Source organism: Hyphomonas sp., from assembly GCF_041398385.1.
Classification (GTDB): Bacteria; Pseudomonadota; Alphaproteobacteria; order Caulobacterales; family Hyphomonadaceae; genus Hyphomonas.
This window is the reverse complement of sequence record NZ_JAWKUW010000004.1, coordinates 140,811-155,871: the sequence shown is the minus strand read 5'-3', so window position 1 is coordinate 155,871 and position 15,061 is coordinate 140,811. Positions and strand designations below refer to the sequence as shown.

Below are 15,061 nucleotides of genomic sequence, written 5' to 3'. Positions count from 1 at the left end.
GCATGTTCGACGGCTTCACCCTTCAACAGTCACTTGTGCCCGGCCTGATGTTCGTGGCGGCGATGCTGCTCGCGATTCCGGGAACCCTGTCTTTCATGCGCAATGTGCGCGCGAAGGACGAGGTGGAGCGGCGGCTGGAGCGGCGGGGACAGCCGGGGTCTGAGCCAGTGAAGCGCCGCGCCGGCGCGTTCGATGAAGTGGTCGCGAGCTTCGCCAGCAAGGCGGCGCCGACGGACGAAGAGGAAATGAGCACGGCACGGGCGCGCCTTGTCCAGGCAGGATTCACCCACCCTGCGGCGGTCGGCCGGTATTATCTCGTTCGCCTTCTTTGCGTGGTGGTGCCTCAACTGCTGGTCCTGCTGGCCTTGCCCTATTTGGGCGGACTGCCGCCGCTGGCACCGCTGCTGATCAGCGTGGGTCTGGTCCTTGCGGGCCTGATGGGGCCGCCCATGGTCATCGGCCAACGGATATCAAAGCGGCAGGACCAATGCTCGGCGGGTTTCCCCGACATGATGGACCTGATGGTGGCTTGCGTCGAAGCGGGCCTCAGCCTCGACGCCGCGGTGCAGCGGGTCGGCGAGGAGCTTGAAACGCGACACCCGGTCATCGCCGATCATATGCGCAAGTTGTCTCTGGAACTGCGAGCCGGCAAGTCACGCAAGACGGCGTGGCGCTCTTTCGCAGACCGGATGGACCTTGAAGACGCCGGATCGCTGGCCACCATGCTGCGCCAAGCCGAGGAAATGGGCACGAGTCTTGGCGCCACGCTGCGAATTTTCTCGGCTGACATGCGCCAGCGGCGCATCCTGATGGCGGAGGAGCGGGCCATGGCGCTGCCGGCGAAGCTAACTTTGCCTTTGATTTTCTTTGTGTTTCCGGTCCTGTTGGGTGTTCTGACCCTGCCGGCGGTGGTCAAGATCCAGAGCGTCATGGGCTGACGCCGGCACTAGGCGAGTCAGGCTGGGATTGCTAGGTATCCGGCCATGAAAGTGTCATACCTCGATTTCGAAAAGCCGATCGCCGATCTCGATTCCAAGATTTCGGAGCTTGAAACAATCGCTTCGCGCAAGGACGGGCCGTCCATCACGGACGAACTGACCAAGCTGAAGGCGAAGTCCCAGAAGCTGCTGAAGGACACCTATTCGGACCTTAGCGCCTGGCAGAAGACACTGGTGGCCCGCCACCCCGACCGGCCGCACTTTTCAGATTTCATCGAAAACATCTTCGAGGATTTCGAGGAATTGGCAGGCGACCGGCTTTACGGCAACGACGATGCCGTCATCGGAGGCCTCGCGCGTTTCAAGGGCCGGCCTGTCGTGATCATGGGTCACGAGAAGGGGCGCACCATCGAGAAGCGCCTGAAACATAATTTCGGCATGGCCCACCCGGAAGGTTACCGGAAGGCGGTGCGCCTGATGGACCTTGCGGAGAAGTTCGACCTGCCGGTCTTCAGCTTCCCCGACACGCAGGGTGCCTATCCCGGCAAGGGCGGCGAAGAACGCGGCCAGGCCGAGGCGATTGCGCGCGGAACACAGCGCGGCCTGTCGCTGGGCGTTCCGTTTGTGACGCTGATCATCGGCGAGGGCATGTCGGGCGGCGCCATTGGCATCGCCGCGGCCAACAAGGTGCTGATGATGGAACACGCGATCTATTCGGTGATTTCGCCGGAGGGCTGCGCCTCGATCCTATACCGCGATGCGGGCAAGGCCAAGGAAGCGGCGGATGCCATGAAGATCACGGCGCCGGACCTTCTGCGGACCGGTGTCATCGACGGGATCGTCAAGGAGCCTGTCGGAGGCGCGCACCGCGATCCGAAGCGGGCGATGGCGGCCGCTGCCAAGGCGCTCGACGGTGCCCTGAAAGAGCTGGAAGGCCTGTCTCCCGCTGAACTGCGCCGTCAGCGCCGCGAACGGTTCTACGCCATCGGACGCGAGGGCATCTAGGCCTCAAGGCTTGTGTTCAGCGTGCGGGCGCGTAACGCTCCCGGTTCGTGGAGGACACCAGCGATGAAAAAACTGGCATTTGGCGCCCTTGGCCTGCTGCTGACCGCGTGCGGTGGCAGCGGTGGAGAGTATAGCGACGCAATCATCTATCCGGGCAAAGTCATCACCATGAATGGTGAGGGCTCGGTCGCGGAAGCAGTGGTCGTTCAGGGCGATATGATCATCGGGGCGGGTCGCCTCAAAACCATGAAAAAGGATTTCCGGGGGGCGACCGTCGACGAGACGTTTGCGGACAAGGTGATCCTGCCTGGCTTTATCGACCCGCATGCGCATGTGACGCTGGGCGCGATGCTCTACAGCTTCCCGATGGTTGCGCCGTGGCCGATGGCGACACCTGACGGGATGAAGGAGGGCTATGGGACGCCTGAGGCATTCCGGGCGGCCGTTACAGACATCGTGGCGACGGCTCCAGGCGATGGGCCGATTGTGATCTATGGCTATCACAACCTCGTGCATGGGGATGTGGACCGCCACTTGCTGAGCGCGCTGTCGCCGGAGAGGCCGCTGATCCTCTGGCATTTTTCGGGGCATGATTTTTACCTGAACAATGCGGCCCTTGCTCAGGCGAACCTGGCACCCGCGCTCGCTGAGACCTATCACGGCGTCGACCTTGACGATCATGGCGACCTGACTGGCCGGATATACGAGGATGCCGCCTTCGTGGTGCTGCAGGCGTTCCACGAGACCTTCCTTTCGCCCGAACACCTTGTGGCCGGGTTCGAGGCCTATCGCGAGATCCTCGCGAAATCCGGCGTCACGACCACGGCGGACCTTGCGTATGGCGTGTTCGGGCTCCAACTGGAGGATCAGGCGATCCGCGCAACATGGCAGAACATGGAGCATGCCGGCTTTCGCATGTACCTTGTGCCGGAGTACCGGATGCTGCAGCGCGAGTTCGGCGATGGGCGCGTGAAGGCGGTGCTGGACATGTATCGCGGGGCCATTCCGGCGGCTGCGCCGGTGTTGCCACGGGTCAAGTTCTTCACCGATGCGGCCTATTACAGCCAGACGATGCGCCTGTCGGACCCCGGCTATCTGGCTGGCCAGTCGGAGGGCACGCATGGCCTTTGGGTGATCCCGCCGGAGGAACTGGTGCCGACCATGCAGCCCTATTGGGACGCAGGCTTGGGCATCAACATCCACTCCAATGGCGACGCGGCGCAGACCGCTACGCTGGATGCACTCGAAGCACTGGGCAAGACGCTGGCCGATAACACGTTCACGATAGAGCATGGCGGCCTCTTCTCACCCGAGCAGGTTGCCCGCGCAGGCGAATTGGGTGCGCAGGTTTCGGCGGCGAGCCATTATGTTTTCTATCTCGGCGAGGCCTATGCCGGACCGCTCCGGCAGCCGCGGGCGCGGTGGATTACGCCGCTGGGCGGGCTGACAGCGGCGGGCGTGCCCGTGGCGGTGCATTCCGATGCGCCGCTGGCGCCACCGCTGCCATTGCGGGCCGCAAGCGTGCAGGTCACGCGGGCGACGCGCGAAGGCGGGACATATGTGGCTGAGATGGCGCTGAGCCCCTATCAGGCGCTGGAAGCGATCACGCTTGATGCGGCGAAGGTGCTGGGACTTGAGGGAGAACTCGGGTCGATCGCGCCGGCCAAGAAGGCTGACCTGACCATCCTTGAAAGCGACCCGCTGGAGACAGCACCGGAAGACTGGGAGAATATACCGGTCTGGGGTGTGGTGCTGGGCGGCGTCAAACGCCCCATCGATGGCGGCTGATGGCGGAACGCGACTGGATCGCCAGATACTTTGCGCCGGCGGCCGCGTCTGACGGCGCGGCGGGGCTGAAGGATGATGTCTGTGTGCTGACGTGTGACGCCAGCCGGGCATTGGTTGCGACGGTCGACGCGCTGGTTGAGGGCGTCCATTTCCTAACCTCCGATCCGATTTCGTCCGTGGCGCGCAAACTGGTGCGCGTGAACGTCTCAGACATTCTGGCAAAGGGCGCGGCGCCGAGTGAGGCGCTTCTGACGCTCGGCTGGCCGGAAGGACGCAGCGAAGGGGAGCTTGCGCTGTTCGCCGACGCACTGGCGGAGGAGCTGGAAGCCTGGGGCGCGAGGCTGGTCGGCGGTGATACCACGGCCAGCCCCGGAGGCCTGTTTCTGTCGCTGGCCCTGACTGGCATGTGCGGTGCGCGCGGCCCGATCCGGAGACAAGGGGCGCGGGATGGTGATGAACTCTGGGTCAGTGGCGACATCGGCGCCGCCTGCCTCGGCTTCCGGGCGCTTCAGGCCGGGGACGGGGCGAATCCGTTTGTCGATGCCTACCAGGAGCTGCGTCTGCCGCCAGAGAGCATCGCAGGCCTCGTCCGCGATCATGCGGCGGCGTCCATGGACGTGTCGGACGGGTTACTCGGTGATGCCCGCCAGCTCGCCGAGGCGTCGGGCCTTGCCGTTCATATCGACCTCGACCGGGTTCCGTTTGCAGGCGGGGAGCCGGATCTGAAGGAAATGCTACAGCTTGCGACATGGGGCGACGATTATCAGGTGCTGATGGCTGCGCCGCCCACCTCCGCGAGCCTGATCAGCCAGGAAGCGTCGGAATCTGGCATCAAAATCACGAGAATCGGCTCATTTCAGTCGGGGCATGGCCTGACCGTCATGTCCGGCGGCACGCTCGTTAACCTTCCGGAAACATTGGGTTTCGAGCATGGATAAGTTGGGTCCGGGCTGACTCGCTTGAAACGAGAGGCACATTGCGCCTTCCGTGCATGAGTGGCAGGGGTGGCCCCATAAAAAGGCAGTTTTGGCGGGTTGGACCTAAGATCCGGCCCGCGCAGGCTTAGGGAAGGAAACACAACCCATGTGGTATTATCTCGCTCTCGGAGCGGGCGTTGTATCGGTCCTGTTCGGCTGGCTTCAGATCAATTCGATCATGAAGGCACCGTCAGGCGATGCGCGCATGCGCGAAATCGCGGCGGCCATCCAGGAAGGCGCCAATGCCTATCTGGGCCGTCAGTACAAGACCATCGCCATTGTCGGCGTGATTGTCGTCATCGCCCTCGCCATTGCATTCCGCAACTGGCAGGCGCCGGTCGGCTTCATCATCGGTGCAGTCCTGTCCGGCGCGGCCGGCTTCATCGGCATGAAAGTGTCGGTGCAGGCAAACGTGCGCACGACGGAAGCCGCGAAATCGGGCCTCAATGAAGGCCTCAAGATGGCGTTCAAGTCGGGCGCGATCACTGGCCTGCTCGTGGTCGGCCTCGCGCTGATCGGTATCGTCGTATATTACGGCATCCTGACCATGGCGCTCGGCCTCGACATCAAGGTCGAGGACGAAAAGCGCCAGATCATCGACTCGATGGTGGCTCTCGGCTTCGGCGCCTCGCTGATCTCGATCTTCGCCCGTCTCGGCGGCGGCATCTTCACCAAGGGTGCGGACGTCGGCGGTGACATGGTGGGCAAGGTGGAAGCCGGCATTCCGGAAGATGATCCGCGGAACGCAGCCACGATCGCCGATAATGTCGGCGACAATGTCGGCGACTGTGCCGGCATGGCGGCCGACCTGTTCGAGACCTATGCGGTGACGTTGGTTGCGACCATGGTTCTCGGTGCGATCTATTTCGCAGATTCGAACTTCATCAACGAGTTGATGATCCTGCCGCTCGCGATCAGCGGCATTTGCATCATCACCTCGATCATCGGCACTTTCTTCGTGAACCTCGGCCCCGGCAAGACGGACGTCATGGGCGCGCTCTACAAGGGCCTGATCGTGACGGGCGTGCTGTCGATCGGCGGCCTCGCGCTGGCGATCGGTTCGGTGCTGCCAAACGGCTTCGGCGTGATGGATGGCGCAGGAGCGGCGCTCGGCATCACCGGCGATATCACGGGGATGGACCTGTTCCTGTGCGGCCTTCTGGGCCTCATCGTGACGGGCCTGATCGTGGTCATCACGGCATACTATACGGAGACAAAGTATCGTCCTGTGCGCTCGGTCGCGAAGGCGTCCGAGTCCGGCCACGGCACGAACGTCATCCAGGGCCTCGCTGTGTCGCTTGAATCGACGGCGCTTCCGGCCCTGACGATCATCGCTGGCATCATTGCCACCTACAACCTCGCCGGTCTCTATGGCGTCGCGATTGCGACGACCACGATGCTTGCGCTGGCAGGCATGATCGTTGCGCTCGACGCTTTCGGCCCGGTGACGGACAATGCCGGCGGCATCGCGGAAATGGCGGAGCTTCCTTCGGAAGTCCGCAATACAACCGATGCGCTGGACGCGGTCGGCAACACCACGAAAGCCGTGACCAAAGGCTACGCCATTGGCTCTGCCGGTCTCGGCGCGCTTGTGCTGTTCGCAGCCTATTCGGAAGACCTCAAATACTTCTCGGCCCGCGCCGCGGAAGGCACATTCTTCTACGGCGTGACGGTCGATTTCTCGATTGCCAACCCATATGTCGTGGTCGGCCTGCTGTTCGGCGGCCTGCTGCCGTTCCTGTTCGGCGGCATGTCGATGATGGCCGTGGGCCGCGCAGCGCAGGCTGTGGTGGAGGAAGTCCGCCGCCAGTTCCGCGAAATGCCGGGCATTATGAAAGGCGAGGTGAAGCCGGACTATGGCCGCGCGGTTGACCTGCTGACGCAGGCAGCGATCAAGGAAATGATCGTGCCGTCGCTGCTGCCGGTTCTGTCGCCGGTCGTGCTGTTCGGCGTGATCATGCTGATCGCGGGCAAGGGGGCTGCCCTGGCAGCCGTCGGCGCAATGCTGCTGGGCGTGATCGTGACGGGCTTGTTCGTTGCCATCTCGATGACTTCGGGCGGCGGTGCATGGGACAACGCCAAGAAGTACATCGAAGACGGCCATCATGGCGGCAAGGGCTCTGAAGCCCACAAGGCTGCCGTGACCGGTGACACTGTCGGTGACCCCTACAAGGACACTGCGGGTCCGGCCGTGAACCCGATGATCAAGATCACGAACATCGTGGCCCTGTTGCTGCTGGCGGTCCTCGCCGGCCACTAAGACGGCCATGACCAAGAATGAGAGCCCCGGTGCGAAAGTGCCGGGGCTTTTTTTATGTTCCGATGAAAGTATAGATAAAATCTATATCAATTATCCCCGCAATCAATTGGTCCTATGTTCCAGACTCGCGTAAGGTGCGAGCACTAAGACATGAGGCAGTCGTCGAGGGGCGCTCGCCCCTCAGGCGAGCCTCGGCGGAAATCCCTGCGTTATTTAGAACTCACTGACGATAACTGTAGTCTTGATCGGAGAAAGACATGGACGGAAACGATATGGGTGGCGGCAAGTGCCCCGTGATGCATGGCAGTATGACCGCTGTTGGCCGCACGGTGATGGATTGGTGGCCGAACGCGTTGAACCTCGACATCCTTCACCAGCACGACACCAAGACGAACCCGCTTGGGCCCGATTTTGACTATAGCAAGGAAGTAAAGAAGCTCGACTTCGCGGCGCTGAAGAAAGACCTGACCGCGCTGATGACCGACAGCCAGGAATGGTGGCCGGCGGACTATGGCCATTACGGCGGTCTGATGATCCGTCTCGCCTGGCACTCGGCAGGTTCCTACCGTCTGGCTGATGGCCGCGGTGGCGGCGGCGCCGGCAACATCCGTTTTGCACCGCTGAACTCCTGGCCGGATAACGGCAACCTCGACAAGGCGCGCCGCCTGCTGTGGCCGATCAAGAAGAAGTACGGCAACAAGATCTCGTGGGCCGACCTGATCGTCCTGTCGGGTACGATCGCCTATGAATCCATGGGCCTGAAGACCTATGGCTTCGCGTTCGGCCGTCCGGACATCTGGCATCCAGAAATCGACACCTATTGGGGCGCCGAGAAGGAATGGCTGGGCCGCGACCGCTACGAAGACAACGCGCAGGCAGACTCGCTTGAAAACCCGCTCGCCGCGGTACAGATGGGCCTCATCTACGTCAATCCGGAAGGCGTGCAGGGCGTTCTCGATCCGGCAAAGACTGCGCTGGAGGTTCGTGAAACCTTCGCCCGCATGGCGATGGACGACGAAGAAACCGCAGCACTGACCTGTGGTGGCCATACGGTCGGCAAGGCGCATGGCAATGGCGACGCGGGCGCGCTCAGCCCGGCGCCGGAAGGCGGCGCCATCGAAGACCAGGGCTTCGGCTGGCTGAACCCGAACATGAACGGCAAGGCTGACCTCGCCGTCACGTCCGGCGTCGAAGGCGCCTGGACGACGAACCCGACCAAGTGGGACATGGGCTATTTCAAGCTGCTGTTCGGCTATGAATGGGAAAAGACCAAGTCGCCCGCCGGTGCGAACCAGTGGAAGCCGGTTGGCATCAAGGAAGAAGACATGCCGGTCGACTCCTCCGATCCGACCAAGCGCGTCATGCCGGTCATGACCGATGCCGACATGGCGATGAAGGTGGACCCGATCTACAACGCGATCTGCCAGAAATTCATGGCAGATCCGGCCTATTTCGACGACTGCTTCGCCCGCGCCTGGTTCAAGCTGACGCACCGCGACATGGGCCCGAAAGCCCGCTGGGTTGGCCCGGATGTGCCGAAGGAAGACCTCATCTGGCAGGATCCGGTTCCGGCCGGCAGCACCCAGTACGATGTCGACGCCGTAAAGAAGAAGATTGCCGCAAGCGATCTGTCGATCTCTGACATGGTGTCGACGGCCTGGGACAGCGCCCGCACCTATCGCGGCTCTGACATGCGTGGCGGGGCCAATGGCGCCCGCATCCGCCTGGCTCCGCAGAAGGACTGGGAAGGCAATGAGCCCGCCCGCCTCGCCAAAGTGCTCGGCGTTCTGGAAGGTATTGCGAAGGAAGCCGGTGCAAGCGTTGCTGACGTGATCGTGCTGGCGGGCAATGTCGGTGTCGAGCAGGCTGCGAAGGCTGCTGGCGTAACTGTGACGGTTCCGTTCTCGCCGGGCCGCGGCGATGCGACCGCCGAGATGACCGATGCTGACTCGTTCGCCGTTCTTGAGCCGCTGGCCGACGGCTTCCGTAACTGGGTCAAGAAGGACTATGCGGTGAGCCCTGAAGAGCTGCTGCTCGACCGCGCCCAGCTGATGGGCCTGACGGGACCGGAAATGACCGTCCTGCTCGGCGGCATGCGCGTGCTCGGCACCAATCATGGCGGCACCAAGCATGGTGTGTTCACGGACAAAGTGGGTGCGCTGACGAACGACTTTTTCGTCACGCTGACCGACATGGCCTACAAGTGGGTGCCGAAGGGCTCGAACGTCTATGACATCGTCGACCGCAAGAGCGGCGCGACGAAGTTCACGGCGACCCGTGCAGACCTCGTGTTCGGTTCGAACTCGATCCTGCGCGCCTATGCAGAAGTCTACGCTCAGGACGACGCCAAGGAGAAGTTCGTCAAGGACTTCGTGGCTGCCTGGGCGAAAGTCATGAATGCGGACCGGTTCGATCTGAACTAGTCTTCGCCGGTATCGATGATGCGGGGCTCCGGGAAATCGGAGCCCCGTTTCAATTGGCAATAGAGGCCGCCATGCGGCGGAATTCGTCCTGCGTCAGGGTCTCTGCGCGGGCGGTCGGGTCTATGCCAAGCCCTTCCAGCCATTCCTCTGCCTTCAGGCCATGGCGCTTCGCGAAGGGCTTGAGCGCCGCACGCAGCATCTTGCGGCGCTGCCCGAAAGCAGCGCCGGCAACCTGTTCCAGCTTGTCGATATGTTGGAACCGCTGATCGTCCGGCAGCGGATGAAGGACTGCAACGGCGCTATCGACCTTGGGCGGCGGCTTGAAGGCGCCGGGCGGCAGGGTGAAGGCGATGTGCGGCTTCGTGATGGCATGCGCCAGAACGGCGAGGCGGCCATAATGTTCGGTATCCGGCGCCGCGCAGATGCGCTGGGCGACTTCCTTCTGGAACATGAGCGCCATCTCTCCGCGCCAGGCACCGGCTTTCAGCCAGTCGATCAGCAGGACGGTTCCGACATTGTAGGGCAGGTTGGCGACGATCATGGCAGGGGTTGATGCGCCATGTTCCTCAAGCACTTTCTCCCACCGCACCTTGCGCGCATCCTTTTCGATGACGACGAGCCGGCCGTCTTTCGCTTCGGGCCATTCCAGAAGTGCCGATGCGAAGCGCGGGTCCGCCTCCACCGCGATCAGTTTTGCGGCGCCTTCCTTCAGGATTGCGCGCGTCAGGCCGCCGGGGCCGGGGCCGACTTCGATTACAGTCCGTCCTTCGACGGGGCCGGCAGCCAACGCTGCGCGATGCAGGATGCTGGGGTCGAACAGGAAGTGCTGGCCAAGCGCCTTTCGGGCGGGGGCTTGTGTCAGCTCAGGATCTTCTGCGTCGGTCATAATTTGTTCCTTGTGCGGGCGACCGAAGACGCGGCGCGCACCGCTGCAATCAGGCTGCCGGCATGGGTATTGCCCGATGCTGCCGCGTCATAGCCCGTGCCATGGTCGGGGCTGGTACGGACGATGGGAAGGCCAAGCGTCATGTTCACACCGCCCCAGATGTCCAGCGTTTTCACCGGGATCAGGCCCTGGTCATGGGTCATGGCGATGACCGCATCGAACGCGCCGGAAAGAGCCTCCGCGAAGACGGTGTCAGCTGCGCGGGCGTCTGACATCAGGATGTTCCGCTGGCGGAGGATGTTCGCTGCGGGATTGATGATATCGATTTCCTCATGGCCCATGGCGCCCCCTTCACCAGCATGGGGGTTGAGCCCGGTGAAGGCGATACGAGGTTCGGAGATGCCGAAATCTGCAATGAGGGCAGCATGCACAATCTCGCCGAGCTCGACGAGCGCATTGGTTTCAAGCGACGCGGGTACGCTGGAGAGCGATTGGTGGATCGTCGCAAGTGCTACCCTCAGCCCCCCGCCGATAAGCATCATCACCGGACGAAGGGGTTTGCCTGTCGCTGCCGCGCATAGGTCGGCAATGTATTCCGTGTGACCCGGATGGCGGAAGCCCGCGCCATAGAGAAGGGACTTGTTGATGGGGTTGGTCACGAGCCCTGCTGCGCGTCCATCAAGGCAATGGGCAACGCCGGATCCGATTGCCGAGATGATCGCTGGTGCTGTGTCAACGTTGGGCTGGCCGGGAGTAACATCCGGAAGTGGCCCGACCGGAAGGACTGGCAGGGCCTCTGAGAATATCGCCGCGGCCTCGGCTGGTGAGGCAATTTCGTGCACAGGGCAGGCTGACTGGTAGAGCGTCGGCGCACCGATCACGTAGAAGGCAAGGCCCGGATCGCTCCTGAGCTCTCGCCAGGTTGCAGCCGTGATGGCGGGTCCGACCCCGGCGGGGTCGCCCATGGTCATGGCAAGCGGAGGCAGCGTGGGTGTGGTCACGCGCGCGGTTTCGCGCCAATTCGGCTCTTAGGCAAGCCTCAGCGGTACAGGATGGTCGCTTCGCGCCGCAGGTTCCGCAGCTCGCGCTCCGAGATCATGTTCAGTTCCTGGCCTTTCAGGTTCTGCTTCAGGTCTTCGCGGGACGGGATCGCTTCGGCGCCTTCTTCGCGGCGGCAGACATACATGGTCGCAAGGCCTCTGCCGGCGGCGAAGATTGGCGTCGGTTTGCCGATTTCAGCAGCCTCGACAAGGGATTTGCCCTCCGGACCGAGCTCGGCAACGTCGATGTCGTCCAGAGGCTGGGCACGCACATCCTGAGTGGTGTTGGCGACGGTCTGCACATCATCACAGGAATTGATACGGTCCATGGCCGCGATCAGTGGCGCATCGCTCGCGCCCTGGGTGACCAACCGGATGAGGTCAACCTTGGTAACGGCAGCCGCAGGCTCGCGCTTGGCCGCGACAAACAGGAGGTAAACGCCGTTTTCGACCGGGATCGGGTCTAGCAGGCCAGGGCCAGGAGCAGCCTCAACGGCGGGGGCGAGTTCCGGCGAGAGGTCGTCAATTGAAATCCAGCCCATGTCGCCGCCGGTCGCGGCCGTCGGTGCGGAAGACAGGCGTTGAGCAGCAACGCGGAAGTCGGCGCCGGCGCGCAGCTGTTCCGCAATGGAATTCGCCGCCTGGGCGGCCTGTTCCCTGGTGTCCTCATCAGGGGCAAACAGGAAGATCTCCGAGACGCGATACTGGGTCTTTTTCGAAGCGGCGCGCAGGCGGTCGATCTGATCATCCACCTGGTTCTCGGAAATCCGGATGCGGGAGCCGTAAAGGCCCGTCATTACGCGCTGCCAGGCGATCTCGGCCCGCATCTGCTCTTCGAGGCTGGCAGGGTTCACCCCGGCGCGGATCAGTTCCGAACGCAGCGTCTGGGCGTCAGCGCCGGATTGTGCGGCCATGTCATTGATGGCGGCGTCAATCTCATCGGCATCGATTACAAGTTCATATTCCGCCGCCTTGTCCAGCTGGAGGCGTTCATCGATCAGTTGCTCGAGGGCCTGGCCCGTGATCTGCTGGACCTGTTCCTGCGATGCCTGTTGGCCGCCAAGGCTCATCAGGAGCAGGCGGGCCCGCTGGCGCACATCTGAAAAGGAAATGACGCTGTCATTGACGATGGCTGCCACGCCCTCGAGCGGAAGGCGATCGGCCGTGATTTCCTGGGCAGAAGCAATGCTTGCGGAAATGCCGGTGGCCGAGAAAGCCAAAACGGTTGCGGCAGCCAGGATGTTACGAACCATCGAGCGTCTCCAGAAGGTCTGCGTGTGCAGACACATGATTGAAACGGACCATACAAATCTTGCGCTGTCGTGCAATGAAGGCCCGCAGTCAGCCCTGAATTCTTACGGATATTTAGGCAAGGCGGCGATTTGTGGGCAATGACTGCGAATCAGTCGAATTCGTTGGACCCGAATTCTCCAAGCGTTTTCAGAGAGAAACGGATCTGGATGTTTTCAGAAGGGCCCAGCGTACGGTCGCGGATTTCCGATCGGGAATAAACGAGTTCCAGCCGCGAACACTCATCCTCATAAGCGATCCCGATTTCCTTCCGGGCGTCGATATCTTCTGCAATGTCCCGGAGTTCGCCGTAGATCAGCGAATACCGGTCGGTGACGCGGACTTCGCCCCGCAGGAAAATGCCCTCATCGTCACGGCCCAGCGGGCTGATCCGCTGGTCGATCTTATAGTACTGGCCGGTCGCCCGCAGGCGCTTGAAATTCGTCGAGAAGCGGGCGTCGATACGGTTGAGGCTGAAACCGTCTTCGTCAAGGCGCATGCGGGTTTCGATGCGCAGGGGCCGGCCGAAGTCAGCTGAATTGGAGACCACCCAGTCGGAAGATGTGCCGTCGAGATTGGATACCGCGTTGAATGCCGCGTCCGGCCGCGAGCGCCAGCGGCGTCCGACGGTGGTGGACAGCTCTACCCCATTTTTCCATACAGCCCGCGCCGTAAGACCGGCGGAAAGCTTCCCGTCGCCTTCATAGAGATCAAATCCAGTCGTTGCGCTTGGCTCAAAAAGCAGGGACTCATCGGCTTCGAACAGCAGGGAATCTTCGTTGGGGATGACCGGGTCGTTGATATTTGAGAATCCCCACGCCGCCATCAGCGTTGGCTCAATTGAGATGTCCACGACCTTGCCAGGACGAACCATCGGGTATGACAGACGAGCTCCGGTGTTACCTACGACGCGCGACACATTATCCTGTCCGGCGTACTGGGCGTCGAGCGCGTAATAGTCCGCCCGCAATTCCGCGAAGGGTTCAAAGGTGAACCCTCCAGGAAGGATGTTCAGGTCCGACCAGTCGGCACCGACGCTGACGCGCTGGCTGTCTTCGCCAACATCACGCGTAAGAATTGCGGTCGATGCATTGACGCTGGCAAAGCCGAAATTGCCAAGATCCCAGTATTTCTCGCCAAAGAAGAGCGGCGTGACGGTCGGCAGGCTGCCGTCGGTGTCGCCGGCCCGAAGACCCTGGAAGGAGAGCAGCGATACGTCGGAATAATAGCTATCGCCCTGGCCGACCGCATAGAGTTGAGACAGCAATCGCCGCGGCTGGCTGACATAGATGCCGCGCCGTTCACCCTGTCCGCTGATGTCATATCGACGGTCATAGAGATCGTCCGTCTGGGTTTCGACGCCAAAGCCCCACTGCCATTCCGGCGAAAGGGCAAAGCGGCCGGAACCGTAGAGGTGCCCGCGCCATTTCTCGTCGCCGAAGCGGTCTCCGTTGGTGTCGAAATCGGCTTCGTGCGTGAAGCTTGTATTGATGTCGATCGAGCCGGAGTAGAACCGCTTGCGGTAATCGAGCTCCATCATCGGATTCACATTTTCGGTGATCAGCGGCGAGATTGTGAGATCTGAATGTTCCGAAATGGCCCAGTAGTAGGGCTGCTGGTAGAACAGGCCCAGCTTGGACGAAACGCCGGCGGATGGGATCAGCAAACCCGAACGCCGATCGGATGACGGGTCCGGATGCGCAAGGAAGGGAAAGTAGAACACCGGCAGACCCATGACTTCCAGAACCGCATCGCGGTAGGAAATCATCTGGGACTCCTGGTCCAGCACGGCGCGACGAGCCCGGAGCGACCAAGTGGGTGTTACGTCTTCAGCGCAGATGGGGCAGGCCGTATAGACGACCTGGTCCATGGCATTGATGCCATTGGACTGGCGGATGGCGGAGTTGGCAACGACGGTCGCGCCCCCGGCGAGGCGGGCCGAATAGCCGATGGCATAGCCGTCGGACAGGTTCGAGCCGACTTCGACTTCATCGGAGAATTGCTGCGTCCCGTCCGATTCGATGATGACGACATTTCCGGTGGCCCGGACACGCTCGGTCGCCCGGTTATAGACCAGCCGGTCGGCCCGCAGGGTGCGGCCATCATAGAGGGCTTCGACATTGCCTTCGGCGACGATCAGGTTTTCGTCGCGGATCTCGTAGACATAATCCGCTTCAAGGATGACCTGTTCCTGCGACGCAGGACCGATCGTCGGGGCCGCCGTTTCCTGAGCCGCCGCGGCGAACGACTGGGCCGCGGCAAGTCCTAAGGCTGCTGCGTAGTGATACCAGTTGGCCAAGTCAGGCTACCTCGGTTACGGCTGCAGCGTGGGGCAACAGCGAAATATGGCGTGAATCCTCTCTGACGAGGCTTAAGGGCGAACTTTCCAAGCGTCCAGACGCAGAAGGCGGCTTGCGGGATATTCACGTTCAGGCCGGTGCAGCGGGGTCACAT

At 62.3% G+C, this 15,061-nt stretch carries 10 protein-coding genes; 6 read left to right on the top strand and 4 right to left on the bottom strand.

The window, feature by feature from the left end; translation table 11 throughout:
* The first annotated feature begins 2 nt into the window (after positions 1-2).
* The 6 genes from R3C13_RS09850 to katG all read left to right on the top strand — a co-directional run bounded on the left by R3C13_RS09850 (position 3) and on the right by katG (position 9,391).
* Positions 3-938, top strand: coding sequence for a type II secretion system F family protein (locus tag R3C13_RS09850; RefSeq protein WP_371310648.1), 936 nt, complete (start codon positions 3-5; stop codon positions 936-938).
* Positions 939-983: 45 nt separating this feature from the next.
* On the top strand, positions 984-1,943 hold the full coding sequence (locus R3C13_RS09845) for an acetyl-CoA carboxylase carboxyltransferase subunit alpha (protein WP_371310647.1): 960 nt from the start codon (positions 984-986) through the stop codon (positions 1,941-1,943).
* 63 nt (positions 1,944-2,006) lie between these two features.
* Positions 2,007-3,731, top strand: a complete 1,725-nt coding sequence (locus tag R3C13_RS09840) for an amidohydrolase (protein ID WP_371310646.1) — start codon at positions 2,007-2,009, stop codon at positions 3,729-3,731.
* The gene (thiL, locus tag R3C13_RS09835; protein ID WP_371310645.1) at positions 3,731-4,669 is read left to right on the top strand and encodes a thiamine-phosphate kinase; all 939 of its coding nucleotides are present in this window, start codon (positions 3,731-3,733) and stop codon (positions 4,667-4,669) included. Before R3C13_RS09840 ends, thiL begins: the two co-directional genes overlap by 1 nt.
* 145 nt (positions 4,670-4,814) lie before the next feature.
* Positions 4,815-6,968, top strand: coding sequence for a sodium-translocating pyrophosphatase (locus tag R3C13_RS09830; RefSeq protein WP_371310644.1), 2,154 nt, complete (start codon positions 4,815-4,817; stop codon positions 6,966-6,968).
* Positions 6,969-7,225: 257 nt separating this feature from the next.
* A complete protein-coding gene (katG, locus tag R3C13_RS09825; RefSeq protein ID WP_371310643.1) occupies positions 7,226-9,391 on the top strand; it encodes a catalase/peroxidase HPI in 2,166 nt (721 codons plus the stop codon).
* Positions 9,392-9,440: 49 nt separating this feature from the next.
* On the opposite strand, the gene rsmA is transcribed toward katG, so the two are convergent.
* The 4 genes from rsmA to R3C13_RS09805 form a co-directional block, all read right to left on the bottom strand.
* Complete coding sequence (rsmA, locus tag R3C13_RS09820) at positions 9,441-10,277, bottom strand: 16S rRNA (adenine(1518)-N(6)/adenine(1519)-N(6))-dimethyltransferase RsmA (protein WP_371310642.1); 837 nt, start codon at positions 10,275-10,277, stop codon at positions 9,441-9,443.
* Positions 10,274-11,278: a 4-hydroxythreonine-4-phosphate dehydrogenase PdxA gene (gene pdxA, locus R3C13_RS09815; RefSeq protein WP_371310641.1), complete on the bottom strand. Its 1,005-nt coding sequence runs from the start codon at positions 11,276-11,278 to the stop codon at positions 10,274-10,276. Before pdxA ends, rsmA begins: the two co-directional genes overlap by 4 nt.
* A 38-nt stretch (positions 11,279-11,316) precedes the next feature.
* Positions 11,317-12,570 carry a SurA N-terminal domain-containing protein gene (locus R3C13_RS09810; RefSeq protein WP_371310640.1) on the bottom strand — a complete coding sequence of 418 codons (1,254 nt, stop codon included), beginning with the start codon at positions 12,568-12,570 and terminating at the stop codon, positions 11,317-11,319.
* A gap of 149 nt (positions 12,571-12,719) precedes the next feature.
* The gene (locus R3C13_RS09805; protein WP_371310639.1) at positions 12,720-14,906 is read right to left on the bottom strand and encodes an LPS-assembly protein LptD; all 2,187 of its coding nucleotides are present in this window, start codon (positions 14,904-14,906) and stop codon (positions 12,720-12,722) included.
* Positions 14,907-15,061 lie beyond the last annotated feature (155 nt).

Bases quoted from the DNA above. Each gene is read 5' to 3' on its own strand.
- R3C13_RS09850 (WP_371310648.1), top strand. From the start codon at position 3: ATGTTCGACGGCTTCACCCTTCAACAGTCACTTGTGCCCGGCCTGATG.
- R3C13_RS09845 (WP_371310647.1), top strand. From the start codon at position 984: ATGAAAGTGTCATACCTCGATTTCGAAAAGCCGATCGCCGATCTCGAT.
- R3C13_RS09840 (WP_371310646.1), top strand. From the start codon at position 2,007: ATGAAAAAACTGGCATTTGGCGCCCTTGGCCTGCTGCTGACCGCGTGC.
- thiL (WP_371310645.1), top strand. From the start codon at position 3,731: ATGGCGGAACGCGACTGGATCGCCAGATACTTTGCGCCGGCGGCCGCG.
- R3C13_RS09830 (WP_371310644.1), top strand. From the start codon at position 4,815: ATGTGGTATTATCTCGCTCTCGGAGCGGGCGTTGTATCGGTCCTGTTC.
- katG (WP_371310643.1), top strand. From the start codon at position 7,226: ATGGACGGAAACGATATGGGTGGCGGCAAGTGCCCCGTGATGCATGGC.
- rsmA (WP_371310642.1), bottom strand. From the start codon at position 10,277: ATGACCGACGCAGAAGATCCTGAGCTGACACAAGCCCCCGCCCGAAAG.
- R3C13_RS09810 (WP_371310640.1), bottom strand. From the start codon at position 12,570: ATGGTTCGTAACATCCTGGCTGCCGCAACCGTTTTGGCTTTCTCGGCC.